This is a genomic window from Phenylobacterium sp. NIBR 498073, from assembly GCF_027286305.1.
In the GTDB taxonomy this organism is placed as follows: Bacteria; Pseudomonadota; Alphaproteobacteria; order Caulobacterales; family Caulobacteraceae; genus Phenylobacterium.
Genome location: NZ_CP114599.1, coordinates 2,283,658 through 2,307,430 on the forward strand (window position 1 = coordinate 2,283,658; position 23,773 = coordinate 2,307,430).

Annotated in this window: 24 protein-coding genes; 15 read left to right on the forward strand and 9 right to left on the reverse strand. The window is 68.8% G+C overall.

Annotation, left to right across the window (positions count from 1 at the left end; translation table 11 throughout):
• Positions 1 to 16: 16 nt before the first annotated feature.
• On the reverse strand, positions 17 to 2,197 hold the full coding sequence (locus O4N75_RS11395; RefSeq protein WP_269625671.1) for an alpha/beta fold hydrolase: 2,181 nt from the start codon (positions 2,195 to 2,197) through the stop codon (positions 17 to 19).
• A gap of 139 nt (positions 2,198 to 2,336) precedes the next feature.
• Positions 2,337 to 2,813 (reverse strand): Lrp/AsnC family transcriptional regulator, encoded by a 477-nt coding sequence (locus O4N75_RS11400; RefSeq protein ID WP_269625672.1) that lies wholly within the window; start codon positions 2,811 to 2,813, stop codon positions 2,337 to 2,339.
• 128 nt (positions 2,814 to 2,941) lie between these two features.
• Between O4N75_RS11400 and alr (O4N75_RS11405) the strand changes: the two genes are divergently transcribed.
• The 9 genes from alr (O4N75_RS11405) to panB all read left to right on the forward strand — a co-directional run bounded on the left by alr (O4N75_RS11405) (position 2,942) and on the right by panB (position 9,576).
• On the forward strand, positions 2,942 to 4,081 hold the full coding sequence (gene alr, locus O4N75_RS11405; RefSeq protein ID WP_269625673.1) for an alanine racemase: 1,140 nt from the start codon (positions 2,942 to 2,944) through the stop codon (positions 4,079 to 4,081).
• Positions 4,078 to 5,334, forward strand: coding sequence for a D-amino acid dehydrogenase (locus O4N75_RS11410; RefSeq protein ID WP_269625674.1), 1,257 nt, complete (start codon positions 4,078 to 4,080; stop codon positions 5,332 to 5,334). The genes alr (O4N75_RS11405) and O4N75_RS11410 overlap by 4 nt, the downstream gene beginning before the upstream one ends.
• A gap of 17 nt (positions 5,335 to 5,351) precedes the next feature.
• Positions 5,352 to 5,696, forward strand: a complete 345-nt coding sequence (locus O4N75_RS11415; RefSeq protein WP_269625675.1) for a RidA family protein — start codon at positions 5,352 to 5,354, stop codon at positions 5,694 to 5,696.
• A 158-nt stretch (positions 5,697 to 5,854) separates the two neighbouring features.
• Complete coding sequence (gene adhP / locus O4N75_RS11420) at positions 5,855 to 6,868, forward strand: alcohol dehydrogenase AdhP (RefSeq protein ID WP_269629362.1); 1,014 nt, start codon at positions 5,855 to 5,857, stop codon at positions 6,866 to 6,868.
• A gap of 44 nt (positions 6,869 to 6,912) precedes the next feature.
• Positions 6,913 to 7,260 carry an ArsC family reductase gene (locus O4N75_RS11425; protein WP_269625676.1) on the forward strand — a complete coding sequence of 116 codons (348 nt, stop codon included), beginning with the start codon at positions 6,913 to 6,915 and terminating at the stop codon, positions 7,258 to 7,260.
• Between the two features lie 126 nt (positions 7,261 to 7,386).
• Positions 7,387 to 7,758 (forward strand): DUF6249 domain-containing protein, encoded by a 372-nt coding sequence (locus tag O4N75_RS11430; protein ID WP_269625677.1) that lies wholly within the window; start codon positions 7,387 to 7,389, stop codon positions 7,756 to 7,758.
• Between the two features lie 30 nt (positions 7,759 to 7,788).
• The gene (locus tag O4N75_RS11435; RefSeq protein WP_269625678.1) at positions 7,789 to 8,373 is read left to right on the forward strand and encodes a sigma-70 family RNA polymerase sigma factor; all 585 of its coding nucleotides are present in this window, start codon (positions 7,789 to 7,791) and stop codon (positions 8,371 to 8,373) included.
• Entirely contained in the window at positions 8,366 to 8,746 is a 381-nt protein-coding gene (locus O4N75_RS11440) for a hypothetical protein (protein WP_267231071.1), read from the forward strand. Before O4N75_RS11435 ends, O4N75_RS11440 begins: the two co-directional genes overlap by 8 nt.
• A gap of 2 nt (positions 8,747 to 8,748) precedes the next feature.
• Complete coding sequence (panB, locus tag O4N75_RS11445) at positions 8,749 to 9,576, forward strand: 3-methyl-2-oxobutanoate hydroxymethyltransferase (protein WP_269625679.1); 828 nt, start codon at positions 8,749 to 8,751, stop codon at positions 9,574 to 9,576.
• Positions 9,577 to 9,655: 79 nt separating this feature from the next.
• Here the strand turns inward: panB and O4N75_RS11450 are convergent, their stop codons facing one another.
• Entirely contained in the window at positions 9,656 to 9,916 is a 261-nt protein-coding gene (locus tag O4N75_RS11450; protein WP_269625680.1) for a helix-turn-helix transcriptional regulator, read from the reverse strand.
• Positions 9,917 to 10,221: 305 nt separating this feature from the next.
• Between O4N75_RS11450 and O4N75_RS11455 the strand changes: the two genes are divergently transcribed.
• The 5 genes from O4N75_RS11455 to der all read left to right on the forward strand — a co-directional run bounded on the left by O4N75_RS11455 (position 10,222) and on the right by der (position 16,095).
• Positions 10,222 to 11,484: a cation:dicarboxylase symporter family transporter gene (locus O4N75_RS11455; RefSeq protein ID WP_269625681.1), complete on the forward strand. Its 1,263-nt coding sequence runs from the start codon at positions 10,222 to 10,224 to the stop codon at positions 11,482 to 11,484.
• Entirely contained in the window at positions 11,481 to 12,170 is a 690-nt protein-coding gene (locus O4N75_RS11460; protein ID WP_269625682.1) for a TetR/AcrR family transcriptional regulator, read from the forward strand. Before O4N75_RS11455 ends, O4N75_RS11460 begins: the two co-directional genes overlap by 4 nt.
• A 100-nt stretch (positions 12,171 to 12,270) precedes the next feature.
• The gene (locus O4N75_RS11465) at positions 12,271 to 13,062 is read left to right on the forward strand and encodes a tetratricopeptide repeat protein (protein ID WP_269625683.1); all 792 of its coding nucleotides are present in this window, start codon (positions 12,271 to 12,273) and stop codon (positions 13,060 to 13,062) included.
• Positions 13,059 to 14,447 (forward strand): PQQ-like beta-propeller repeat protein, encoded by a 1,389-nt coding sequence (locus tag O4N75_RS11470; RefSeq protein ID WP_269625684.1) that lies wholly within the window; start codon positions 13,059 to 13,061, stop codon positions 14,445 to 14,447. The genes O4N75_RS11465 and O4N75_RS11470 overlap by 4 nt, the downstream gene beginning before the upstream one ends.
• Positions 14,448 to 14,463: 16 nt before the next feature.
• A complete protein-coding gene (gene der, locus O4N75_RS11475; protein WP_269625685.1) occupies positions 14,464 to 16,095 on the forward strand; it encodes a ribosome biogenesis GTPase Der in 1,632 nt (543 codons plus the stop codon).
• Here the strand turns inward: der and O4N75_RS11480 are convergent.
• The 5 genes from O4N75_RS11480 to radA are packed head-to-tail and all read right to left on the reverse strand — an operon-like array spanning position 16,043 to position 21,349.
• A complete protein-coding gene (locus tag O4N75_RS11480; protein ID WP_269625686.1) occupies positions 16,043 to 16,792 on the reverse strand; it encodes an SDR family NAD(P)-dependent oxidoreductase in 750 nt (249 codons plus the stop codon). The genes der and O4N75_RS11480 overlap by 53 nt on opposite strands.
• The gene (locus O4N75_RS11485; RefSeq protein WP_269625687.1) at positions 16,785 to 17,807 is read right to left on the reverse strand and encodes a bile acid:sodium symporter family protein; all 1,023 of its coding nucleotides are present in this window, start codon (positions 17,805 to 17,807) and stop codon (positions 16,785 to 16,787) included. Before O4N75_RS11485 ends, O4N75_RS11480 begins: the two co-directional genes overlap by 8 nt.
• A 55-nt stretch (positions 17,808 to 17,862) precedes the next feature.
• The gene (gene purF / locus O4N75_RS11490) at positions 17,863 to 19,356 is read right to left on the reverse strand and encodes an amidophosphoribosyltransferase (RefSeq protein WP_269625688.1); all 1,494 of its coding nucleotides are present in this window, start codon (positions 19,354 to 19,356) and stop codon (positions 17,863 to 17,865) included.
• Entirely contained in the window at positions 19,353 to 19,976 is a 624-nt protein-coding gene (locus tag O4N75_RS11495; RefSeq protein WP_269625689.1) for a CvpA family protein, read from the reverse strand. The genes purF and O4N75_RS11495 overlap by 4 nt, the downstream gene beginning before the upstream one ends.
• A 5-nt stretch (positions 19,977 to 19,981) precedes the next feature.
• Entirely contained in the window at positions 19,982 to 21,349 is a 1,368-nt protein-coding gene (gene radA / locus O4N75_RS11500) for a DNA repair protein RadA (RefSeq protein WP_269625690.1), read from the reverse strand.
• A gap of 150 nt (positions 21,350 to 21,499) precedes the next feature.
• On the opposite strand from radA, the gene O4N75_RS11505 reads away from it, so the two are divergent.
• The gene (locus O4N75_RS11505) at positions 21,500 to 22,672 is read left to right on the forward strand and encodes a Yip1 family protein (RefSeq protein WP_269625691.1); all 1,173 of its coding nucleotides are present in this window, start codon (positions 21,500 to 21,502) and stop codon (positions 22,670 to 22,672) included.
• Here O4N75_RS11505 and alr (O4N75_RS11510) read toward each other — a convergent pair.
• Positions 22,669 to 23,760, reverse strand: coding sequence for an alanine racemase (alr, locus tag O4N75_RS11510; RefSeq protein WP_269625692.1), 1,092 nt, complete (start codon positions 23,758 to 23,760; stop codon positions 22,669 to 22,671). The two genes, O4N75_RS11505 and alr (O4N75_RS11510), sit on opposite strands and share 4 nt — an antisense overlap.
• Positions 23,761 to 23,773 lie beyond the last annotated feature (13 nt).

Consider the following 23,773-nt stretch of genomic DNA (forward strand, 5'->3'; position numbering starts at 1 on the left):
TTCCACAAAGGCGCCGTCAGTCGCGTCTCGACCAGGTGGAGAGGACGACCTCCCGCTCGGCCTGGTCGTCGTTCCGCAGGCTCAGCGTCCAGGTTCCCTCCGCGACCGCCCGTTCGGCGTAGATGGACCGAAAGAGTTGGCTGGCCGCGGGCGTGTCCTTAAGGCTCTCGCCCACGACCGCGCCGTTGTCGTCGATCACGCTCGCCGAGACCGTGCTCGCGGCGATGAAGGTCATGCCGAAGTCGCGGGCCTGCTTGACCGGGATGTCGATCTTCAGGGTCTGGCCGGGCGCGAGTTTCACGATCTTCGAGAAATCGGGCGTGAAGGCGTCGGTCTGCGCCGCAGCGTCGAGGCCGAAGGCTCCGGCGGCGAGCGCCGAGAGCTCGATGGGTTTCTGCTTGGCCGGCCCGATGGCGACCCGCGGCTTGACGAACGACGAGAAGACTTCGGCGGTCGCCATGTTGATATGCAGTACGCTTTGCTGCTCGGCGTCGGTGATCGCCCAGGTCGCGGACGGGACCGTGACGACCCCGTCGTTCTCGTTGAACATGTAGCAGATGGCCGGCAGCGGATTACCCGCCAGGATCGAGAACTCAACGCCCTTGCGCTCGGTGTGAACCGCGTTGAACTGCGCGACCACGCTCGGCCGTAGCTCGCGCAGGGCGTCCATCGAGCGGCCGGCGGTCTCCAGCGGCGCGCTGATGATGTCGGCGCAGCGGCTGCCCATGTTGGGGGTTCCGAGCATCACGAGATGGGCGACCTGCGGCTTGCCGTCCGGATAGGTCGGCATGGTCGCGTGGATGTAGCGCCGGCTGATCAGCCCGCCCATCGAGTGGGCGACGAGGTCGACGTGCCAGGCGTTGCGGTCCTGCTGCGCGTACTTGACGTACTGGCCGAGCTCGACGGCGTTCTGGGCGATGGTGTTGGTTGGTTCGGTGTTGCCGAGCTGCTCACCCGTGCTCATCCGGCCGTGCTCCGGCTTCTGCCCGACCGGGAAGGCCTTCCAGTCGTAGGAATGGCTGGTGGTCAGAATATTCTGCCACACTTCCCAAGCTTGCCAGTTCGACCATAGGCCGTGGACCAGGACGACCGGCTTGGGCGCGACCTTCAGGTTGTAGGTTTTGTCGTCGACCTTCTTCCCGGCGTCTTCGACCTCGGTCCTGATGCGCTGGATCAGGCGAGGGCGGCCGTCATCGTACCAGGCGTAGCCTGAGGAATCCCACTTGAACGCCACCTCGCGCTGTTCGCCGGCCGGGACGTTGACCGTGAGTTCCTCGATCAATCCGTCGGGCTTGGCGCCGTCCCACTTGTCGCCCTTGTAGGTCTCGCGGAACTTGATCGTCGCCGACTTCTCCTCGGGGCCGTCATTGGCGACGAGCGCCGTGATCCGAACGATGTTGCCATCGGTCGTGCCGCGCTGCTCGACAATCTCCTGCCAGGCCTCCCAGGTGGGGAAGCGCATGTCCTCGAACTTGACGTCGACCAGCCGCAGGTCGCCGCCGCAGCGGCGCAGGCTCCAGCGCAACGTCTCGGTGACGCCGTAGGCCGAGACCGAGTGACTGCCGGCCAACTGGTCAGGGCTGGATTTCGAAACGCGATCCGCGCCGCTGCTGCTGAAGGTATAGCCGTTGATCGTCGTCGGCATGTCCGCGATGGATTGGTTCACGCCCTGCTTGGGAGTGCATTGGCCGCTATAGCTCGATGAGTTCGAGCCTGAGACGGTCCCCTGGATGTCGGGCAGACCGACGCTGACGCGGTAGGTTCCGTCGGAATCCACGCCGACATGCACGTTCGCCTCCAGGCCCGCGCCGTTTCCTCGGGTCTCGGTCTTGCTGATGAAGCTGCCCGACATGGAGCGCGGAGTGCGCTCGTGGGGGCAGATGTATCGGTCCTGGGCGGACTTGGTTTCGGTCGAGACCGACGTCAGGCTGATGTTGGCCTTGCCGAGGCTGTAGTCCGCCTCAGGCGCCGGGCGGACCGAGACCTGGGCGGCATAGTCGTAGGTCATTGACCAATTGCTCGTCTCCGTGCCCTTGCCGGTGACGCGCTGCTCGGTCTTGGCGGCGCTGTTGGCCTCGTTGCGCGTGTACTGGATCGTCCCGGCCCATCCGCTCGAGCATTGTGCGGCTTCGGCGGCCAGCGGGATGGCTGTCGACGACAGCAACGATGCGATTGCGAGGGCCGGCAAGATACGCAAGGCGCTTCTCCAGGTTTCCGTATCCGCCGCATCGCGCAGGCGGCGTGGAAGCTGAAGCGGCGTTCTACGAACTGGGCGATCGACGGGACGAAACCGCCCAGCGCCGACGAATGCGGGGTGAAGCCGTTGGGGCGGCGGTTCAGCCCGCAGGCCTACGGCGGCCAGGGCGCTGCTGGAGCACGTTGCGCATCGCCAGGCTCGAGTGGATGCGCGCCACTCCGGGAAGCCGCGAGAGGATGTCGGTGTGGATGGCCTCGTAGTCGGCCGTGCTGGCGCCCGAGACCCGCAGGATATAGTCGACGTCGCCAGTCATCAGGTAGCACTCCTCGATCTCGGGGTGCTCGCGCACGGCGGCCTCGAAGCGGCGCAGGTATTCTTCGGTCTGCTTCTCGAGCGTCAGCCGAACGATGGCGATGACTCGGCCCTCGGTGTCGGGAGCGGCGACGATCGCCGTATAGCCCCGGATGACGCCGCGTTCCTCGAGCATGCGGACGCGGCGCAGGCAGGCGGAGGCCGAGAGGCCGACCTCGGCCGCCAGTTCGCTGTTGGGCCGGCGGCCATCCAGGCGCAGGAGCCGGATCAGGCTGCGGTCGGTGTCGTCGAGCGAGATGGTCATATGTTGCGTTCGTGTGCGAGAAGTTTGCGTGTATGGGTCGCGTAGTCGTTGAACATACGACAATGAGGCAAAACGTTCGAATTATCTTCGAGTAGCATTCGCTGCGCGCCGACACATGGGAGGCGAGGATGGCCAATTTCGAAGATCCGGCAGACGGCCTGGCGGGCGGGCGCCTGACCATCGACCTCGCCGCGTTGCGCGCCAACTACCTGATGATCGCCGACCGCGCTGCGCCGGCTCGGGCCGCCGCGGTCGTGAAGGCCGACTCCTACGGCCTGGGCGCCGAACAGGTCGCCGGTGCGTTGGCGCAGGCCGGATGCCGGGACTTCTTCGTGGCCGTGATCACTGAGGCCTTGGAACTGGCCCCGAAACTGCCGGCCGACGCACGCGTCTACGTGCTCAATGGCTTGCCGCCCGGCGCTGAGGCGACCTGCGCCGCCGCCGGCGTCGTGCCGGTGCTGAACTCGCTGGGCCAGGTCAGTCGCTGGCGGGCTGAGGCGCGGCGGCGCGGCATCCGCCTGCCTGCCGTGATTCAGGTGGACAGCGGCATGTCGCGGCTGGGACTGGCGGCGAGCGACATCGACCAGCTAACGCCCGGTCTGACCGACGATGTCGAGGTGGTGCTGGTGATGAGCCACCTGGCGTGCGGCGACACGCCCAGCGCGGCGGCGAACCAGGAGCAGCTGGCGCGCTTCGAGGCGCTGGCCGACCGGATCGGACCCCAGATTCCGCGTTCGCTGGCCAATTCGGCGGGCGTGTTCATCGCACCGGAGTTTCGCCAGGACCTCGTACGGCCGGGACTGGCGCTTTACGGCGCGGCGCCGATCGAGGGTGCGGCGAGCCCGGTGCGGCCGGTCGTGCGGCTGGAGGCGCGGGTGATCCAGCTGCGAACCATCGAGGCCGGCGCGGGCGTCGGTTATGGCCTGACCTACGTGGCCCAGGCGCGCAGGCGACTGGCGACGGTCAGCGTCGGCTATGCGGACGGCTGGCCGCGCCGGCTGGGCGGCCGCGTCGCGGCCTATCTGGGCGATGTGCGCCTGCCGATCGTCGGGCGAGTATCGATGGACAGCATGACCCTGGATGTCAGCGCCTTGCCCGAAGGCATGCTGAAGGAAGGCGACTTCGTCGAGCTGATCGGACCGCACCAGTCGCTGGAGGCGGTCGCAGCGGCGGCAGAGACCATCGCCTATGAAGTCCTGACCGGGCTGGGCCGGCGCTTTGCGCGCACCTACCTGACCCAAGAGGCGCGCGTGGAGATCGACGCATGAAGGTGGCAGTCCTGGGCGGCGGGGTGATCGGCGTCACGTCCGCCTACTACCTGGCCAAGGCCGGTCACGAGGTGACCGTCATCGAACGTCAGCCGGGGCCGGCGCTGGAGACCAGCTTCGCGAACGCTGGTGAGATCTCGCCGGGCTACGCTTCGCCCTGGGCGGGGCCTGGCATTCCGGCCAAGGCGGTGAAGTGGCTGCTGATGGAGCATGCGCCGCTGATCCTGCGGCCCAAGCTAGACGCGGCGACTATCGGCTGGCTGCTGTCGATCCTGCGCAACTGCACCGAGGCGCGCTATGCGCTGAACAAGAGCCGCATGGTCCGGCTGGCCGAGTATAGCCGCGACCTGTTGATCGCGCTGCGTGCCGACACGGGCATCGCCTATGACGAGCGCAGCCGCGGCACGCTGCAGCTGTTCCGCACCCAGGCGCAGATGGACGGGATCGGCAAGGACGTTGAGGTGCTGAAGTCCTACGGCGTGCCCTACGAGGTTCTCGACGCCGCCGGCTGCGCGAAGGCCGAGCCGGGGCTGGCCAACGCGTTGGAGCCGATCGTCGGCGGCCTGCGCCTGCCGAACGACGAGACCGGCGACTGCTTCAAGTTCACCAACGCGCTGGCCGAGCTGGCCAGGGGGTTGGGGGTCGAGTTTCAGTTCGACACCTCTATCGCCGGGCTGCGCAAGGAGGGCGACCGGATCGCCGCCGTGCGGACCAGCCGCGGCGAGGTCGCGGCGGACGCCTTCCTGGTGGCGATGGGCAGCTATTCGCCGGCCCTGGTCGCGCCGTTTGGGATGCGGCTGCCGGTCTATCCGGTGAAAGGCTACTCGATCACCGCGCCGATCCTCGATCCCGAGCGTGCGCCGGTCTCGACCCTGTTGGACGAGAGCTACAAGGTGGCGATCACCCGGCTGGGCGATCGCATCCGGGTCGGCGGCATGGCCGAGATTTCCGGCTTCAACAACGACCTGCACCCGCGCCGGCGGCGCACGCTGGAGCATTCGATGCAGAGCCTGTTCCCCGGCGCGGGCGACGCGGGCGCAGCGAGCTTCTGGTCGGGCCTGCGGCCGATGACCCCGGACGGCACGCCGGTGGTCGGCGGCACGCGGATCGGCAATCTTTACCTCAACACCGGCCACGGCACGCTCGGCTGGACGATGGCCTGCGGATCAGGGCAGGTGATCGCCGACGTGATCAGCGGCGCGCCGTGCGCCATCGACACCCGGGATCTGGCGATCTCGCGATATTCAAACTGAGAAGGAACTTAAGCCCCATGGCGATCGAACGCATCGAGTCCGGCCCCCGAATGAGCCAGGCCGTCGTCCACGGCGACACGGTCTATCTGGCCGGCCAGGTCGGCGCGCCGGGCGAAAGCGTCACCGCCCAGACCCAGGCGGTGCTGGCCCAGATCGAGCGGCTGCTGGCGGCGACCGGCAGCGATAAGTCGAAGATCCTGACCGCCACCATCTGGCTGGCCGACATGGCCGACTTCGCCGAGATGAACGCGGTGTGGGACAAGTGGGTCGACGGCAAGGACGCCCCGGCCCGCGCCACCGGCGAGGCCAAGCTGGCCACTCCGGACTACAAGGTCGAGATCATCATCGTCGCCGCCCGCTAAGGCAGCGACGATCGAGGCGAAAGGCCCGGCGGCAAGCTCCGCCGGGCCCTTTTCATGCCCGAAGCAAGACGCAGCCTCTCGGTGTGGAACCAGCGCCCCGCGACCGGATTGGTGAAGCGACGTGATAGCGTCGGCTCCCTGGAGGGCTTCCCATGATGATGAAAGCCGCGGTCGCGCGGGCCTTCGGCCAGCCGTTGACCATCGAGGAGCTGCCCGTGCCGCAGCCGGGGCCGGGCGAAGTCCTGGTCAAGGTGGTGGCGTGCGGCGTCTGCCACACCGATCTGCACGCCATCGACGGCGACTGGCCGGTCAAGCCGACCCTGCCGCTGGTGCCTGGCCATGAGGGCGTCGGCCATGTCGCGGCGGTGGGCGCCGGGGTCGCCGACCTGAAGGAGGGCGACGCCGTGGGCGTGCCCTGGCTCTACGACGCCTGCCGCGCCTGCGAATACTGCGAGACCGGCTGGGAGACGCTGTGCACTCGGCAGCGCAACACCGGCTATAGCGTCAACGGGGCCTATGCGCAGTACGTGCTGGCCAGCGCCCCGTTCGTCGGACGACTGCCCAAGGACGTCGACTTCGTGGCCATGGCGCCGATCCTTTGCGCCGGGGTGACGACCTACAAAGGGCTGAAGGAAACCGAGGCGCGGCCCGGCGAGTGGGTGGTGATCTCGGGCATCGGCGGCCTGGGCCACGTGGCGATCCAATACGCCAAGGCCATGGGCCTGAACGTGGTGGCGATCGACGTCGCCCAGGACAAGCTGGACCTGGCGTCCCATCTGGGCGCGGACCTGGCGCTCGACGCGCGCCAGCCCGACGCCGTCGAGCGCGTGCAACGGGTGACCGATGGCGGCGCTCATGGAGTGCTGGTGACCGCCGTGTCGCCGCCGGCCTTCCAGCAGGCCATCGCCTGCGCCCGGCGACGCGGCACGGTGGCGCTGGTCGGACTGCCGCCAGGAGATTTTCCGACCCCGATCTTCGATGTCGTCTTGAAGCGCATCACAGTGCGCGGCTCGATCGTCGGCACGCGTCGGGACCTAGCGGAATCGATTGCGTTCGCGGCCGACGGCAAGGTGAGGGCGACCGTGACCGCCCGGCCGCTGGCGGAGGTCAATGCGGTGCTGGACGATCTGCGGGCCGGACGGATCGAGGGGCGCGTGGCGCTGACGATGTAGTCGCGATAAGTCGGAGCTTGGCTTGACCCAGGCGGATTCGACCGATGAGCATCACGATCTACGGCATCAAGGCGTGCGACACGATGAAGAAGGCGCGCACCTGGCTCGACGATCACGGCGTGACCTACGCCTTCCACGACTACAAGGCGGTCGGGATCGACCGCGCCAGCCTGGAGCGCTGGGCCGCCCAGGTCGGCTGGGAGGTGCTGCTGAACCGCTCGGGCACCACGTTCCGCAAGCTGGCCGACGCCGACAAGGCCGACCTGAACCAGGACAAGGCCATCGCGCTGATGCTGGCCCAGCCGTCGATGATCAAGCGCCCGGTGCTGGACGTCGGCGGCCAGCTATTGGTCGGCTTCAAGCCAGACGCCTACGCGGCGAAGTTCAGCTAGATTGAGGTCGGGGGCTAACATGAAGAACATTTCATGCGCCCGCCTGCATCCGTACGCTTAGGCCGGCGCCTCTTCCCATCAGAACGGGGCCGATGAGCCACCCGCACTGAGAGAAGGAAGAACACAATGGAAGATATCCTGGTCCCGCTGGGGTTCTTCGCCATGGTCGCCGCGATCGTCATCGTGCCGCGATACCTGAAGAGCCTGGAGCGTCAGAAGCTTCAGGAGACGCTGCGCGCCTCGATCGAGAAGGGGGCCGAGCTGCCGCCCGAAGTCGTCCAGGCCTTGACCAGCGACGTCAAGGCGGCGCCCTCGCCCTATCGCGACCTGCGCGCGGGGATCATCTGGCTGGGCGTGTCGGTCGGATTTGCGGCGCTGGGGGCCGCGGTGTCGTTCGAGGAGCCGGACGCGCTCTATCCGATGCTGGGCGTGGCGGCGTTCCCGGGCTTCATCGGCCTGGCGCTGATCGCGCTGTCGTTCATCTCCCGCGGCAAGTAGCCGGTAAAGGGGAGGGGAAAGCCCACGACGATGTCGGGCTCTCAAAACACCAGGCACGCAAGCGCCCACGACGTGGAGCTGGCCGCGCTGGCCGCCGCGGGCGACCGCGCGGCCTTTGGCGAGCTGGTCCGCCGGCACGGGTCGGCGGTGCGTGGCCTGCTGCGCCGCATGGGCGCGCCGCCGGCCGAGGCCGACGACGTGGCGCAGGATGCGTTCCTGACCGCCTTCGAGCGGATCGGCGAGTTCCGCGGCCAGGGAACGTTCGTCGCCTGGGTCCGCAAGATCGCCGCGCGGGCCTATCTGCGCCGCCTGCAGCGCGAGCGGCGGATCGCGGCGCTGACTGCGGCCGGCGACGAGGGCGGGGAGGTCGCCGCGCCCCCCGACGCCGCGGCCCGAATGGACCTGGACGACGCCCTGCGGGGGCTCAGCGCGGCGGAGCGGATCTGCGTGTCGATGTGCTACGGCGCGGGGCTGTCCCACGCAGAGGCCGCCGACGCCTTGAATCTGCCGCTTGGAACGGTCAAGTCCCATGTCAAACGTGGTCTGGAGAAGCTCAGAGCGCGACTGGCGCCGGCCGACGGCGCTCCGTTGGAAGGGAGGCGTGGCAATGGCTGAGCTCGAATTCGAGCGGCGTCTGGAACGCCTCTTCGCCGAACCGCCGGCCTTCTCGGACGAGAAGGCTTTCGCCGTTTCGGTGGAGCGCAAGCTGAACCGCGGCTGGAACATCCGGCGTTGGACGATCGGGGCCGCGGGCCTGGCCGGCGGCGTCATCGGCGCCAGCCAGTTGATCATGTCGAACTTCGTGCATCAGGTCGAAAGCGCGTCGGAAGGCTCCACCCGGCTGTTGCAGGCGGGGGTGCAGCAATTGGCCCCGCGCTCGGATTTGCTTGCCGCGCTGCCGGCCGGCTCTTCCGTGGTATGGATCGCCAGCGGAATGGCGGTGCTCGCCATCGGCTTCGTGGTGACCCGAGTGTTCGAGGAGTTCTAGCCATGTCGGCTCAGCGTCAGGAAATCGTTCGGCGGATCGCCGCCCCAGATATCGCCGCGCGCAAGGGCGGGGTGCCGGTCGTGTGCCTCACGGCCTACACGGCCCCGATGGCCGAGATCCTCGACGAGCACTGCGATCTGCTGCTGGTCGGGGACTCGGTCGGGATGGTTGTCCATGGCCTGCCCAATACGGTCGGCGTGACCCTGGAGATGATGATCCTGCACGGCCAGGCGGTCATGCGGACCTCGCGCCGGGCGATGGTGGTCGTCGACATGCCGTTCGGCTCCTATGAAGGCTCGCCGGAGGTCGCCTACGCCAATGCGGCGCGGGTGATGAAGGAGACCGGCGCGCAGGCGATCAAGGTCGAGAGCGGTCCGACCGTGGTCGAGACCATCGATTATCTGGTCAAGCGCGGCATCCCGGTGATGGGCCATGTCGGCCTGCGCCCGCAGGCGGTGCACGTCGACGGCGGCTTCAAGGCCAAGGGCAAGGGCGGCGACGAGCGCGCCCGCATCCTGCAGGAAGCCAAGGCCACCGCCGAGGCGGGCGCCTTTGCGGTCGTGGTCGAGGGCGTGGCCGAGGGGCTGGCGCGCGAGATCACCGAGGCGATCTCGGTGCCGACCATCGGCATCGGCGCCTCGGCCGGCTGCGACGGCCAGATCCTCGTCACCGACGACATGCTCGGCCTGTTCGACTGGACGCCGAAGTTCGTGCGCCGCTACGGCGATCTGCGCGGCGAGATCGGCCGGGCGGTCGCCGGCTATGCCGACGACGTGCGCGCGCGCCGATTCCCGGGCCCAGCCGAGATCTATTTCGCCAAGGCCGGCTAGAGCGACTGAGGTCGCTCTAGCCTTGTGACTTTGGCGCATTTTCTACGCCGAACCGGCGGCCACTTCGGCGGAGAATGCGCTAGAGCCTTCGCAGGCCCGAAACGTCCAGCCCCGGTTCGAACAGGATCCGGGGCGAGACGTGCAGCGCGGTGATCAACGCGTGCAGCTGCGCCGAGGCGAGGCGCAATCGGCCGTGTTCAGCCATCGAAAGCTCGGCGTGCGAGAGCCTCGCCCGGTCGGCGAGGTCGGCCAGCGCCAGGCCCCTGGCCTCGCGGACGGCTTTCAATCTCCGGCCCACGGCTTCGAGGTCCGCGCTGACCGGAGGCAGCGATATGATCATCGCCGGTCCTCCCTGATGGGCCGAGCTTAGGACCGATCAGGCGCGCGGCCCAATCAACTTATCCTATTGAATCGATAGATGGTTTCGATGCTGTGGCGGGGCCGTCGGTCCGCGCGGAGCGCGACGCGGCGACATCATTTAAAACGAAACAATAATTGTAAATACAATGCGTAATGGAGAAAAGATAATCTTAGGATTGGCGGGTGGCGCTCGGCGCCGATCGAGCGGGCGGCCAGAGCGCAGATCGACGCGGCGGGGCGAAATCCGGTTTCGCGCCGGCTCGAACGCGCAGTAGTTTCAGATCGATGGCCAAGCTTCTGAACGTGATCCGGGCCGCCGGCGCCCAGACGACCGTGCGTATCCTGCTCGCCCTAGCGGCCGGCCTGACGGTCGGTGCGGCGATGGCCGGACATCCGGCGATCGAGAAGATCATCGCGGTCGCCGATCCGGTCGGCGGGCTGTGGCTCGACGCGCTGCGCATGACCATCGTGCCGCTGGTCTTCTCGCTGCTCGTGGTCGGCGTGTCAGCGGCGGCGGGGACGGCGGCGGCGGGCGGGACGGCGGCGAGGGCGCTCGGCCTGTTCGGCGTGCTGCTGACGGCCAGCGCGTTGTTCTCGGCCCTGGCGGTGTCGGGGGTGCTGGCGGCCTGGCCGGCCCCGCAGGCGGCGGTCGCGGGCCTGCGCGAGGCGGCGGGCCACTCGAGCCAGAAGGTCCCGGACTTCCCGACCATGGGCGCGTGGCTGCGCGCGTTCATCCCGACCAACCCGATCGAGGCCGCGGCCGAGACCAACATGGCGCCGCTGGTGGTGTTCGCGCTGCTGTTCGGCCTGGCGCTGACCCGGATCCGCGCAGAGCTGCGCCGCGGCCTGACCGACGTCTTCCAGGCGCTGATGGACACCATGCTGGTGCTGGTCCAGTGGGTGTTGCTGGTCGCGCCGATCGGGGTGTTCGCGCTGGCGCTGATCGTCGGGGCCAAGGCCGGGTTCGGCGCGGCCGGGGCGCTGGGCCACTACATCCTGATCCTGTCGGGCGTCTGCATCGCCGTGGGCCTGCTTTCCTACCTGCTGGCGCTGGCGGCCGGCGTGCCGCTGGCGGCGTTCGCCAGGGCTGCGGCGCCGGCCCAGGCGGTGGCGTTCTCGACCCAATCCTCGATCGCCTCGCTGCCGGCGATGATCGCCGGCACGCGACAGCTGGGCGCGTCGGAGGCCAGCATCGGCGTGGTGCTGCCGCTGGCTGTGTCGCTGTTCCGGATCACCAGCCCGGCGGCGAACCTTGGCGTGGCGATCTATTGCGCCCACGTGTTCGGCGTGACGCTGAACGTCGCGCTGCTGGCCGCCGGGATCGGGGTGGCGGCGGTGATCAGCCTGGCCTCGGTCGGGCTGCCGGGGCAGATCACCTTCTTTACGACCACGGGGCCGATCTGCCTGATCATGGGCGTGCCGCTGGAGCTGCTTCCGATCCTGCTCGCGGTCGAGACCATTCCGGACATCTTCCGTACGGTCGGGAACGTCACCGCCGACATGGCGGTCACTTGCCTGGCCAAGGGCGTCGAGGGCCGCGCCGCATGACCCGGGCGGCGAAACCTGCGCCGCCGGCCCGCGGCCGGCGCAAGAAGGGCGAGGGCCCGGACCTGCGCAAGGCGATTCTCGACGCCGCCGAGCAGCTATTCGCGGCGCACGGCTTCTATGGGGTGACCACCCGCCAGGTCGCGGCCGAGGCGGGAGTCGATACGGCGCTGATCCACTACTACTTCGGGGCCAAGCGCGATCTGTTCGACGCGGTGTTCGCGCGCCGCGCCGAGATCCTCAACGCCGTCCGCGTCGAGGCGATGGCGGCCTACGAGGCGCAGAGCGGCGGCCGTATGACGCCCCGCGGCGTCGTGGCGGCGTTCATCGACCCGTTGATCGAGATGTCGCTGACCGGGGAGCCGGGCTGGAAGAACTACTTCCGGCTGGTGGCGCTGGTGAACAACACTCCGGCCTGGGGCGGGGAGACGATGCACCACTATTTCGATCCCGTGGTGCACCAGTTCATCGACACCCTGCGCAAGGTGATGCCGCAGGCGCAGTCGCCGGACCTTTACTGGGGCTACCAGTTCCTGACCGGCTCGATGATGCTGGCGCTGTCGGAGACCGGGCGGATCGACCAGCTGTCGGAAGGGCTGTGCCGCTCGACCGACCTGGCGGCGGTCCGCGCGCGGCTGTTCGACTACTGCGCGGCGGGCTTCGAGGCGATCGTCGCACCGCGGTCGTGAGCGGGCGGCGGGGCGACGGTCCGCCGTTGCAGCCGCGCGCCCACCGCTATAGGTTCCGCCGCTCTGAACACTAACGCCTATTCGCGCGGAGTCCCCCGACGTGGTCGATGTCTTTGATGAAGTCGAGGAGCAGCTTCGCTCCGAGCGCTACAAGTCGATTGCGCTGAGGGTGCTGCCGATTCTCGGCGGCGTACTGGTCGTGGCGCTGGTCGCCGCCCTGGCGGTCTGGGGTTATCAGCACTTCCGCAGCCAGGCCGCGGCCGAGGCGTCCGAGAAGTACGCGCAGGCGATCGAGGCGTTCAACGCCGGCCGCCGCGACGACGCCATCCGCCTGTGGGGCGAGGTGGGGCAGGGCTCCTCCAAGGCCTATAAGTCGCTGGCGCTGCAGCACCTGGGCGGTCTGAAGGTCGCCGACAATAAAACCGCTGAGGCGGTGAAGCTGTTCGACGAGGCCGCCGAAGCTGCGCCGAACAACATCATCGGCGACGCCGCCCGCCTCAAATCCGCCTTCGCCTTGCTCGACACGGCTCCGTACAAGGACATGGAGGCGCGCCTGACGCCGCTCACCGAAGAAGGCCGTCCCTACCGCGCAGAGGCGCGAGAGGCGCTGGCCTTCGCAAAGCTGATGGCCGGCGACCTGGCCGGCGCGCGTAGCGACTTTACGGTGATCGGGCTGATGGCCGACGCCGGCGAGGGCTCGCGCCAGCGTGCGGAAGCGGCCAAGGCCCTGATCGATTCCGGCTCGGCCAAGGCCCTGCCGGCGACCGTGAAGGCCGCCATGGCCCTGCCGCCGCCGGTGCAGCTGCCGCCCGGCGCCGTTCCGCCGGGCCTCGCGCCCCAGGGCGCCCCGCAACCGGCCGCCCCGCAACAGTCCGCCCCCGGAGCCCAATGACGTCCATGCGCCGTACCAGCCTCCTTGCTCTGTTCCTGGCGGCGAGCGTCGCCGTGACCGGCTGCTCGACCGTCAATCGGCTCAACCCGTTCAACAAGGGCGATGAAGGCCCGCAGGAAACCGCGTCGGAAGGCGAGCGCATCGCTATCGTCGCGGCCGACCAGACCCTGGAAGTCGCCGAGGCCCTGAAGGGCGCGGACTTCTTCCTGCCGACCCCGGAAGCCAACGCCAGTTGGTCGCTGCCGGGCGGTTCGCCCGAACAGTCGATGAGCCACGTCGAGTCCAGCGGCCTGTCGGTCGCCTGGAAGCGCGGCTTCGGCCAGGGGTCCGACCGCGGCGCGCACGTGACCGCGACCCCGGTGGCGGCCAACGGCAAGATCTACGTCATGGACGGCGAGGCGACCGTTACGGCGTTCGACGCCCAGTCGGGCGCGCAGCTGTGGCGCACGAACCTGCGTCCGGACTCCAAGCGCGACAAGGAGGCCTTCGGCGGCGGTCTGGCCTTGGCCGACGGCAAGCTCTACGTGACTTCGGGCTACCGCTTCGCCGCCGAGCTCAACGCCGACACCGGCGTGGTGACCTGGCGGACGAGCACCGAGCAACCGATCCATGCGGCCCCGACAGTGTCGGGCGGGCGGGTGTTCGCGGTGGCGATCGACAATACGCTGCTGACCTTCGATGCGGCGACCGGCGCGACCGGCTGGACCTACCAGGCCCTGTCGGAATCGGCGCGGATCCTGGCCGCGTCCAGCCCGGCAGTGTCGGGCGACACGGTCGTGGCCTCGTTCGGGTCTGGCGAACTGGTGGCGCTGCGCGCGGCCAACGGCAACGACCTGTGGAACGAGGCGCTGAGCCGCGCTAACCGCAACAACGCGCTGTCGGAAATTCGGGACATCCCGGGCCGGCCGGTCATCTACCAGGGCGACGTGTTCGCGGTCAGCCATTCGGGCGTGTTCGCGGCCACCGACCTGCGCACCGGCCAGGCGCGCTGGAGCCTCCCGGTGACGGGCATCACTTCGCCGTGGCCGGCGGGCGACGTCGTCTATGTGGTCTCCAAGGCCGGCGAAGTGATCTGCGTGGCGCGCGAGAGCGGCCAGATCTACTGGATCACCGACCTGGGCAAGGACCGCGAGTCGAACGGCGGCGGCTTCATGGGCATCGGCAAGAAGAAGTTCACCACCCGCCCGATCTGGTCGAGCCCGCTGCTGGCCTCCAACAAGCTGATCCTGGCCGGATCGACCGGCGAGCTGGTCGCCCTGAACGCCAAGACCGGCGCCGTCGAGAACACGGTGAACCTCGGTTCGCCGACCCTGATCAGCCCCATCGCCGTCGCTGGTACGGTGTATGTTGCGACCGACAAGGCGCAACTGATCGCCCTGCGCTAAGCGGAACCTGATTTAGATGCCTATGCGGCTCGCTATCGTCGGACGGCCCAATGTCGGCAAGTCGACATTGTTTAACCGGCTGGCGGGCAAGAAGCTCGCGATCGTCGACGACCAACCCGGCGTCACCCGCGACCGTCGCTTCGGCTCCGGCCGGATCGGCGACCTGGAACTCGAGTTGATCGACACCGCCGGTTTTGAGGATGTCACCGATGACAGCCTTGAATCGCGCATGCGCCAGCAAACGATCGTGGCCATCGAAGAAGCCGACGTGGCGCTCTTCGTGGTGGACGCCCGCGACGGCGTGACCCCGATGGACGAGGTGTTCGCCGAGATCCTGCGTCGGCACGACAAGCCGGTGATCCTGGCGGCCAACAAGGCTGAATCCAAGGCCAGCGACGTCGGCGTGAACGAGGCCTTCGGCCTGGGCCTGGGCGAGCCGATCGCAATCTCCGCCGAGCACGGCGAGGGTATGGCGGACCTCTATCAGGCGCTGCTCGGCGTCTACTCGGACCTGGACGAGGAAGAAGAGGACGAAGGCGAAAAGCCGATCCGCATCGCCATCGTCGGACGTCCGAACGCCGGGAAGTCGACCCTGGTCAACAAGCTGATCGGTGAAGACCGGCTGCTGACCGGCCCCGAGGCTGGCATCACCCGCGACGCCATTCCGGTCGACTGGACCTGGGAAGGCCGCCCGGTGCGGTTGGTCGACACCGCCGGCCTTCGCCGCAAGGCCAAGGTTCAGGAGAAGCTGGAAAAGCTGTCGACCAGCGACACCATCCGCGCGATCACCTTCGCCGAGGTGGTGATCCTGGTGATGGACGCCACCCACCCGTTCGAGATCCAGGACCTGCAGATCGCCGACCTGGTCGAGCGCGAGGGCCGCGGTCTGGTCTTCTGCCTGGCGAAGTGGGACCTGATCGAAAATCAGGGCGCGACCCTGAAGGAAATCACCGAGGAGGCCGGCCGCCTGCTGCCGCAACTGCGCGGCTCGCCGGTCGTGGCGCTGTCGGCCGAAACCGGACGGCACCTGGACCGGCTGATGCCGGCGGTGTTCAAGGTGCACGGCGACTGGTCGACCAAGGTGAAGACCCGCGACCTGAACGACTGGCTGCAGATGGCGCTGGAGCGGCATCCGCCGCCGGCGGTCAACGGGCGCCGGGTGAAGCCGAAATACATGGCGCAGATCAAGGCGCGCCCGCCGACCTTCGTGATGTTCGCGACCCGGGCCGACCAGCTGCCGGACCACTACCGCCGCTATCTGATCAACTCGCTGCGCGAGAGCTTCGACCTGCCGGGCGTGCCGATGCGGCTGACCGTCAAGTCGAACAAGAACCCCTATGCCGAAGGCGAGGAGAAGGGCGGGCCGGCGCCGAAGTCGTCCGTGCCGACGTTCGCTCCGAAGCTGGGCAAGAAGGTGGTGACGCCGAAGGGCGTGGCCGCGGTGCGGGCCAAGGCGGCCGGCGCCGTGGTCGAGGCGGCCGAGAAGCCCAAGCCCAAGGTCAAGCCGAAGACCAAGCAGGTCGCGCCCGGCAAGGCCAAGGTCGGCGCAGGCCCTACGCCGAAGGGCCGCGCCGCCAAGCTGAACCGCCCCGGCGTCAAGCCGAAGCGAGCGTCCCGGCCGACTTCCACTCGTCGAAGCGGACGTTAGTCTTCGGCAGGCCGAGTTCGGCCTGGGCCAGTTCCACGATCAGCGGGCCGATCTCCGACGGGTGCGGGAGGTCCATCGGGTCTTCGCCGGGCATGGCTTCGGCGCGCATCTTGGTGCGCATGGCGCCCGGATCGATCAGGGCCGCGCGCACGGACGTGTTTTCCAGCTCGTCGGCCCAGGTGCGGACCAGGTGTTCGACCGCGGCCTTGGTGGCCCCATAGGCGCCCCAGAACGCCTTCGGCCGCTCGACGCGGCCCGTGGTGAAGAACAGCCCGCGGCCGGCGTCGGACTCGCGCAGCAGCCGCTCAGTCGAACGGATCAGGCGATAGGTGGCGGTCAGGTTGGCGCTGACCACCCGGTCCCAGATCGGGGGGTCGATGTGCGACACCGGGGTCAGGCCGCCGAGGATCGCCGCAGCGTGGACCAGGATGTCCAGGCGCTGGAACCGCTGGTGGATCGCCAGGCCCAGGCCGTCGATGTCGTCGCCCTTCATGAGGTCCAGCGGAACCAGGGTGGCCGGCTTGCCGGTCGCCTGCTTGATCTCGTCGTCGAGGGATTCCAGCGCGCCCTGGTTGCGTCCGACGGCGATCACGTGAGCGCCCGCCTTCGCCAGGGCCAGGGCGCACTCGCGGCCGATGCCGCGCGTCGCGCCGGTGACCAGGGCGATGCGGCCGTCGAGGGGAAGGGACTCAGTCATGACTTGGCTCTTGAAGCGGACGTTGGGCGTAGCGCTGGGCCAGGACGGCGCAGAGCATCAGTTGGAACTGGTGGTACAGCATCACCGGCAGAAGCACGAACCCTACCGTCGCGGCGGGGAAGAGCACGCCGGCCATGGGCACGCCGGCGGCCAGACTCTTGTTGCAGCCGGCGAAAGCGATGGCGATCTCGTCTTCCTTGGGGAAGCCGCGGACCCGGGCGATCCAGATCATGAACCCCAGCGAGATGGCCAGCAGCACCAGGCAGACGAGGATGATGCGGACGAGGTCGAGGGCTGTGACCTTGGACCAGATGCCGGCGACCACGGCGCCCGAGAAGGCGTTGTAGACCACCAGCAGGATCGAGACCTTGTCGACCAGGCCGAGCGGCTTGGCGTGGCGCGAGATCCAGCCGCCGATCCAGCGGCGCAGCACCTGGCCGGCCAGGAACGGGGCCAGCAGTTGCAGCAGGATCGCCTCGAAAGAGGAGAACGAGAGGCCGCCACCCTCGGCGCCCAGCAGCAGCCCGACCAGCAACGGGGTGATGAACATGCCGAGCAGATTGGAGACCGACGCCCCGCAGACGGCGGCCGCGACATTGCCCTTGCCGATGGCGGTGAAGCCGATCGCCGATTGGATGGTCGACGGCAGGCAGGCCAGGTAGACGAGGCCTGGAGCCAGGGCGGCCGGCACGATCCAGCCCGGCAGCCCCGCGGCGCCGAGGCCGAGCAACGGCCAGAGGACGAAGGTGGTGGCCAGCACCAGGCCGTGCAGACGCCAGTGCAGCAGGCCGCGGATCACGGCCTCCTGGCTGAGCTTGGCGCCGTGCAGGAAGAACACCAGGGCGATGCCGGCCTTGGTCAGGTCGGAAACGAGCGGCGCGGCCGCGCCGCGGGCGGGCAGGATGGAGGCGAGCACCACCATCCCGACGATCGCGCCGATGTACCAATCCAGGCCGAGCGACTTCAGCCGGGCCTGGAGGCCGGTGGGCCGGGGTCCTGCCTTGGCGTCAGTCACGCCTCAACCTTCGCGAAGGAGCCTTTCCCAAAGAGGAAAGGCCCGTAGGCGGGGGTCACGCGTCGACCAGGAACGACAGCTGGCGGTCAGCGCCGTCGTTGCGGCCCTCGGCGATCTCGCGATCCAGCAGGCGGGTCGGATAGTCGCCGGTGAAGTAGTGGTCGGTGAACTGCGGGTTGGCCGGATCGCGCGGCGCGGCCTGCATCGCGGCGTAGAGGCCGTCGACGGACAGGTAGCCCATGGTGTCGACCTCGAGGATCTTGGCGATCTCCTCGACCGACTTGTTCGCCGCCAGCAGGTGCTCGCGGTCGGGCATGTCGATACCGTAGTAATCCGGCCACATGATCGGCGGCGAGGCCGAACGGAGGTGGACTTCCTTGGCGCCGGCTTCGCGCACCATGCGGACGATCTTCAGCGAGGTGGTGCCGCGGACGATGGAGTCGTCGATCAGCACGACGCGCTTGCCCGCCAGGACCGCGCGGTTGGGGCTGTGCTTCATGCGCACGCCCAGTTCGCGAACGCCCTGGGTCGGCTGGATGAAGGTCCGGCCGACATAGTGGTTGCGGATGATGCCCATCTCGAAAGGCAGGCCGCTTTCCTGGGCGTAGCCGATGGCGGCCGGGACGCCGGAGTCGGGCACCGGGACGACGACATCGGCCTCGACGCCGCTTTCCTGGGCCAATCGACGACCCATCCGCTTGCGCACGTCATAGACCGAGCGGCCGTTCACGACGCTGTCCGGACGGGCGAAGTAGACGTACTCGAACACGCAGGGACGGGCCTGCGCGGCCGGGAACGGCTTCATGCTGCGGATGCCCTTGTGGTCGATGACGACCATCTCGCCGTGCTCGACGTCGCGGACGAACTTGGCGCCGATCATGTCGAGGGCGCAGGTCTCGGAGGCCAGCACCGGCTTGCCGTCGAGGTCGCCGAGGACCAGCGGACGGATGCCCAGCGGGTCGCGCACGCCGATCAGCTTCTTGTTGGTCAGGGCGACGAGGGCGTAGCCGCCTTCGATCTTTGACAGGGCGTCGATAAAGCGCTCGACGAACTTGGCCTTCCGCGAGCGGGCCAGGAGGTGAAGGATAACCTCGGAGTCCGAGGTCGACTGGAAGATCGCGCCTTCGGCGACCAGCTGCTCGCGCAGGGTCAGGAAGTTGGTGAGATTGCCGTTGTGCGCCAGGGCCACGCCGCCGGCCTCAAGGTCGGCGAACATCGGCTGGACGTTGCGGATGAAGCTGCCGCCGGCGGTCGAGTAGCGGGTGTGGCCGATGGCCGAGTGGCCAGGTAGGCGCTCGACCAGATCCGGGCCGGCGAAGGCGTCGCCGACATGGCCCATGTGGCGCTCGGTATGGAAGCGCTGGCCGTCGAAGACCGCGATACCGCAGGCCTCCTGGCCGCGGTGTTGGAGGGCGTGCAGACCCAGCGCGGTGATCGCCGCCGCAGCGGCGGTATCATAGACGCCGAACACCCCGCACTCGAGGCGGGGAGTGTCGTCGTCAGGATCGCGATAGGTCGGCTGGCGCCATCGATCTTGATCCTGAGTCATCGGGATTTCTCCACCAGATCGTCGAGCCTGCGTCGTTCGCGCGGGTCATAGCCTTGGGCGTCCGCAGAGTCACCCCGGTCCGTCGCCGAACCTTCACGAACTGCGTCTCCAATTGAAGGCGCGAGTTTACCTGCCATGTCTAAGCCCTTGGGCGCAAAGGCCTTTAGCGCTTTGGCCGCCGCGCTCGTCAGAGGATAAAACGCCGCACCCGTCATCCATCGCGGAACCCGGTCGGGCGGAGTCGCCGCCTGGAACGCCAGATTAAGGGCGCCCAGGACCACGAGCGCCCGCACGAGGCCGAATCCAAGGCCGACGGATCGGTCCAGAACGCCCAGTACGTGGGTGCTGTGCACGCCGCGCACCATGGCCCCGCCGGTGACGCGCAATGTCGCATACACGACGATGAAGGCGGCGAGACCTGCGACCACCGCGCCAGCCCAGGGCGGATCCTCGATGAGGCTGCGGCCGATCGGGGCGGTCCAGCGCAGGCCGTACACCGCGATGACCGCGGCCAGCACGAACGAGAGCGCGCGGACCATCTCGCGCGTCGCGCCGCTGAAGAAGCCGACGGCGGCCGAGGTCAGCAGGATCGCCAGGACGATGATGTCGAACCAGGGCAATCCGGCTACTCCCACTGGCATTCGCCGATGCGGCGGATGGCGTCGGCCAGCCGTGTGGCCCCGGTGACCTTCATGGCGCCGCCGCCGTCGAGGCCTTGCGGACCCAGCACATGCTTGAAGCCGAGCTTGGCGGCCTCCTTCATGCGGGACTCCATGCGGCTGACGGACCGGATGTCGCCCGACAGGCCGATTTCTCCGAACACCACGCAGTCCTGGGGCAGGGCCTCGTCCAGCGCCGAGGACGCCAGGGCGGCGGCGGCGGCGAGGTCGGCGGCCGGCTCTGTGACCCGCAGGCCGCCGGCCACGTTCAGGTAGACGTCGCGGTCGCCGAGCGCGAGCCCGCAGCGGGCCTCCAGCACCGCCAGCACCATGGCCAGCCGCCCGGAATCCCAGCCGACGACGGCGCGGCGCGGGGTGCCGTAGGCGGACGGGGCGACCAGGGCCTGGAACTCGACCAGCACCGGACGCGAGCCCTCGATGCCGGCGAACACCGCCGCGCCGGCGGCGCGCTCGCCCGAGGTGTCGAGGAACAGGGCCGACGGATTACGCACCTCGCCGAGGCCGGCGTCGCCCATCTCGAAGACCCCGATCTCGTCGGTGGCCCCAAAGCGGTTCTTGGTCCCGCGCAGGATACGGAACGGATAGCCGCGCTCGCCTTCGAAGGTCAGGACCGCGTCGACCATGTGTTCGACCACGCGAGGCCCGGCGATGGCGCCGTCCTTGGTGACGTGACCGACCAGGATCATGGCTACGGACTGCTTTTTGGCCAGTCGCACCAGCTCGCCGGCGGCGGCGCGGACCTGGGTGACCGAGCCGGGGGCGGCCTCGTGCGCGTCGCTCCACATGGTCTGGATGGAGTCGATGACTACAAGGTCGAACTTCTCTCGCTTCAGGCTGTCGAGGATGTCGCGCAGCGAGGTTTCGGCGGCCAGTCGGACCGGCGCGTCGGCCAGGCCCATGCGCTGGGCGCGGCCGCGGACCTGTTCGACGGCTTCCTCGCCGGAGATGTAGGCGCAGCGCACGCCGCGGCGGGCGGCGCTGGCGGCGACCTGCAGCAACAGGGTCGACTTGCCGACGCCCGGATCGCCGCCCAGCAGGATGGCCGAGCCGGGCACGACGCCGCCGCCGCAGACGCGGTCGAACTCCTCGACCCCGGTCGAGATGCGGGGCGGGGCGGGGACCTCGTCCTCCAGGCCCTGGAAGTTGACGCCGCGTGCGCGGCTGGACTTGCTGGGCGCGAGCGCCCCGGGCGGGCGGCTCTGGACCTCTTCGACCAGGGTGTTCCAGGCGCTGCAGGCCGGACACTGGCCGGCCCACTTGCTCTGCACCGCGCCGCAGGACTGGCAGACATAGACGGCGCCGTCGCGGGCCATGCGAACTCCGTGATTCGTAACAAATGCGCAGTCTAGCGGCGCTTGCGGCGCAAGTCCGTCGCCCCGAAGTTGGCGTCCGTCGATAGCCGTGTGATAGATTCGCGTTACGCGAGTAGGGCGGTGGGCTTTTCCAAAGGGCTGGAGACATAGATGAGCGCAGTGGAACCGGGGGCCGCGACGTCGGGGCTGGTCGAGCGGGTCAAATCGATCCTGTTGAAGCCGGGTGCGACCTGGGACGTGATCGACGCCGAGCCGGCGAGCACCGGCGGGCTATTCAAGAATTATGCGGCCATCCTGGCGCTGATCCCGGCGATCTGCGGGCTGATCGGCGGGGCTGTGATCGGCGGTGCGTTCGGGATCAAGGTCCCGATCCTGTTCGGGGTGGTCGGCGCAGTCGTCGGTTACGTGCTGAACCTGGCCATGGTCTTCGTGATGGGGCTGATCATCGACGGCCTCGCGCCGTCGTTCGACGGCCAGAAGAACCAGACCCAGGCGATGAAGGTCGCGGTCTATTCGAGCACCGCCGGCTGGATCGCCGGGGTGTTCTCGCTGATCCCGATGCTGGGGCTGCTGGCGGTCCTCGGATCGCTCTATGGGCTTTATCTGCTGTATCTCGGCCTTCCGAAGCTGATGAAGGCGCCGCAGGAAAAGGCGTTCGGCTACACCGCGGTGGCGGTGATCGTGGCCATCGTGCTGTCGATCGTGATCGGCGCGGTGATGGGGGCGATCAGCACCTTCGGCATGGTCGGCATGGGCGCGGCCGGGGCGCTGAGCTCCAACACCGTGCAGATCGGCGACAAGTCGGTCGATCTCGGCAAGCTGGAGGAGGCCTCCAAGAAGATGGAGGCGGCCGCCAAGCAGATGGAAAGCGGCGAGGCACCTGAGGCGGTGCAGCCCGACGTTCTGAAGGCCTATCTGCCCGACGGCGTCGCGGGCTATGCGCGCACCGAGCTGACCACCGGGTCGGGCGGCGCGGCCGGCGTGGCCGGATCGACCGCCGAGGGCGTCTACACCAAGGGCGATGCGAAAATCCGCCTCAGCGTCACCGACCTGGGCGCGGCCGGCGCCCTGGCCGGCATGGCCAGCGCCTTCAACATGCAGTCGTCGAGCGAGTCGAACGGCAAGTACGAGAAGGTCGGGAAGGTCGATGGGCGGATGACCCAGGAGTCCTACGACAGCGCCACGCGCCAGGGGCAGTATAGCGTGCTGGTCGGCGACCGCTTCATGGTCGCCGCGCATGGCGACGGCGCCAGCGTGAACGATCTGAAGTCGGCGGTGGCGGCGGTCGGTCCGGCTAAGCTGGAAGCGCTGTCGAAGGGCTAGACCGCGCCGACGTAGACGCGCTCGGCGCGGCCGCCCAGGCGCACGAGGCATTCGTGCGCCACGGTGCCGGCCGCCGTGGCGATGTCGTCGATCAGCACGTTGGGGCCCAGCAGCTCCACATAGTCGCCGATCGCGGCCGGCGATTGGCCCAGATCGACGCCGATCAGGTCCATCGTCACGATCAGCACCTGACGGCGCGCGCCGCCGTACCAGGCATAGCCGCCGCGCTGCGAGGCGCGGATGACTCCGTCGGCGTAGCCGGCGCCGACCACGGCCATGCGGATCGGGCGATCGGCGACGACGCGTGAGCCGTAGCCGACGATCTCGCCGGGCTGGATGTTCCGGATGTAGAGGATCTTGGCCTCGAGCTTGGCCACCGCCTGGAGCCGCGCGTCGGGCCGCTCCTCGGGCCCGCCGCCATAGAGGCTGATGCCGGGCCGGATGATGTCGGCGCGATAGGCCTTGTCCAGCATGATGCCGGCCGAGGCGGCGAAGCTGGCGCGGGCGGCGGGAAACAGCGGACGCACTTGATTGAAGCGCTCCAGCTGCAGAGCGTTGCGGGCGTCGGCCGGATCGGTCGCCGAACCGAGATGGCTCATCAGGACCTGGACGTCGAGGTGGCGCAGGCGGTCCGGGGCGGCGGCCAGGGCCTTGGCCTCGTCGAGCGTCACGCCCTGGCGGTTCATGCCGGTGTCGACCTGCAGAACGACCGGCAGACGCCCGGCGGAGGCGGCATAGGCGTTCGCGGCCTCGATCTGAGGCAGGCTCTCCAGGACGGGGGTCAGGCCGGACGCGGCCAGCCGCGGCCCGTCGCCGGGCAGGAAACCGTCCAGCACGTAGAGCGGCGCGGGACGCTGGGGGCCGAGCTCAGCGCGCAGGGCCTCGCCCTCCGACAGCCGCGCGACGAAGAAGCCGCCGGCGCCTTCAGCCCACAGCCGGCGACCGACCGGCCCGGCGCCCAGCCCATAGCCGTCCGCCTTGATGACCGGCGCGGCGTCAGCGCCCGGAGCGGCGGCCCGCAGAACGGCGAAGTTATGGGCTAGCGCGTCGAGGTCGATGGTCAGGCGCGCGGGGGAGGAGGAGGACATCGCCTGTCCCATA

What these genes read in the sequence shown, in the direction of transcription:
- O4N75_RS11400 (WP_269625672.1), bottom strand. Translation starts at nt 2,813, where the DNA reads ATGACCATCTCGCTCGACGACACCGACCGCAGCCTGATCCGGCTCCTG.
- alr (WP_269625673.1), top strand. Translation starts at nt 2,942, where the DNA reads ATGGCCAATTTCGAAGATCCGGCAGACGGCCTGGCGGGCGGGCGCCTG.
- O4N75_RS11410 (WP_269625674.1), top strand. Translation starts at nt 4,078, where the DNA reads ATGAAGGTGGCAGTCCTGGGCGGCGGGGTGATCGGCGTCACGTCCGCC.
- O4N75_RS11415 (WP_269625675.1), top strand. Translation starts at nt 5,352, where the DNA reads ATGGCGATCGAACGCATCGAGTCCGGCCCCCGAATGAGCCAGGCCGTC.
- adhP (WP_269629362.1), top strand. Translation starts at nt 5,855, where the DNA reads ATGAAAGCCGCGGTCGCGCGGGCCTTCGGCCAGCCGTTGACCATCGAG.
- O4N75_RS11425 (WP_269625676.1), top strand. Translation starts at nt 6,913, where the DNA reads ATGAGCATCACGATCTACGGCATCAAGGCGTGCGACACGATGAAGAAG.
- O4N75_RS11430 (WP_269625677.1), top strand. Translation starts at nt 7,387, where the DNA reads ATGGAAGATATCCTGGTCCCGCTGGGGTTCTTCGCCATGGTCGCCGCG.
- O4N75_RS11435 (WP_269625678.1), top strand. Translation starts at nt 7,789, where the DNA reads ATGTCGGGCTCTCAAAACACCAGGCACGCAAGCGCCCACGACGTGGAG.
- O4N75_RS11440 (WP_267231071.1), top strand. Translation starts at nt 8,366, where the DNA reads ATGGCTGAGCTCGAATTCGAGCGGCGTCTGGAACGCCTCTTCGCCGAA.
- panB (WP_269625679.1), top strand. Translation starts at nt 8,749, where the DNA reads ATGTCGGCTCAGCGTCAGGAAATCGTTCGGCGGATCGCCGCCCCAGAT.
- O4N75_RS11450 (WP_269625680.1), bottom strand. Translation starts at nt 9,916, where the DNA reads ATGATCATATCGCTGCCTCCGGTCAGCGCGGACCTCGAAGCCGTGGGC.
- O4N75_RS11455 (WP_269625681.1), top strand. Translation starts at nt 10,222, where the DNA reads ATGGCCAAGCTTCTGAACGTGATCCGGGCCGCCGGCGCCCAGACGACC.
- O4N75_RS11460 (WP_269625682.1), top strand. Translation starts at nt 11,481, where the DNA reads ATGACCCGGGCGGCGAAACCTGCGCCGCCGGCCCGCGGCCGGCGCAAG.
- O4N75_RS11470 (WP_269625684.1), top strand. Translation starts at nt 13,059, where the DNA reads ATGACGTCCATGCGCCGTACCAGCCTCCTTGCTCTGTTCCTGGCGGCG.
- der (WP_269625685.1), top strand. Translation starts at nt 14,464, where the DNA reads ATGCCTATGCGGCTCGCTATCGTCGGACGGCCCAATGTCGGCAAGTCG.
- O4N75_RS11480 (WP_269625686.1), bottom strand. Translation starts at nt 16,792, where the DNA reads ATGACTGAGTCCCTTCCCCTCGACGGCCGCATCGCCCTGGTCACCGGC.
- purF (WP_269625688.1), bottom strand. Translation starts at nt 19,356, where the DNA reads ATGACTCAGGATCAAGATCGATGGCGCCAGCCGACCTATCGCGATCCT.
- radA (WP_269625690.1), bottom strand. Translation starts at nt 21,349, where the DNA reads ATGGCCCGCGACGGCGCCGTCTATGTCTGCCAGTCCTGCGGCGCGGTG.
- O4N75_RS11505 (WP_269625691.1), top strand. Translation starts at nt 21,500, where the DNA reads ATGAGCGCAGTGGAACCGGGGGCCGCGACGTCGGGGCTGGTCGAGCGG.
- alr (WP_269625692.1), bottom strand. Translation starts at nt 23,760, where the DNA reads ATGTCCTCCTCCTCCCCCGCGCGCCTGACCATCGACCTCGACGCGCTA.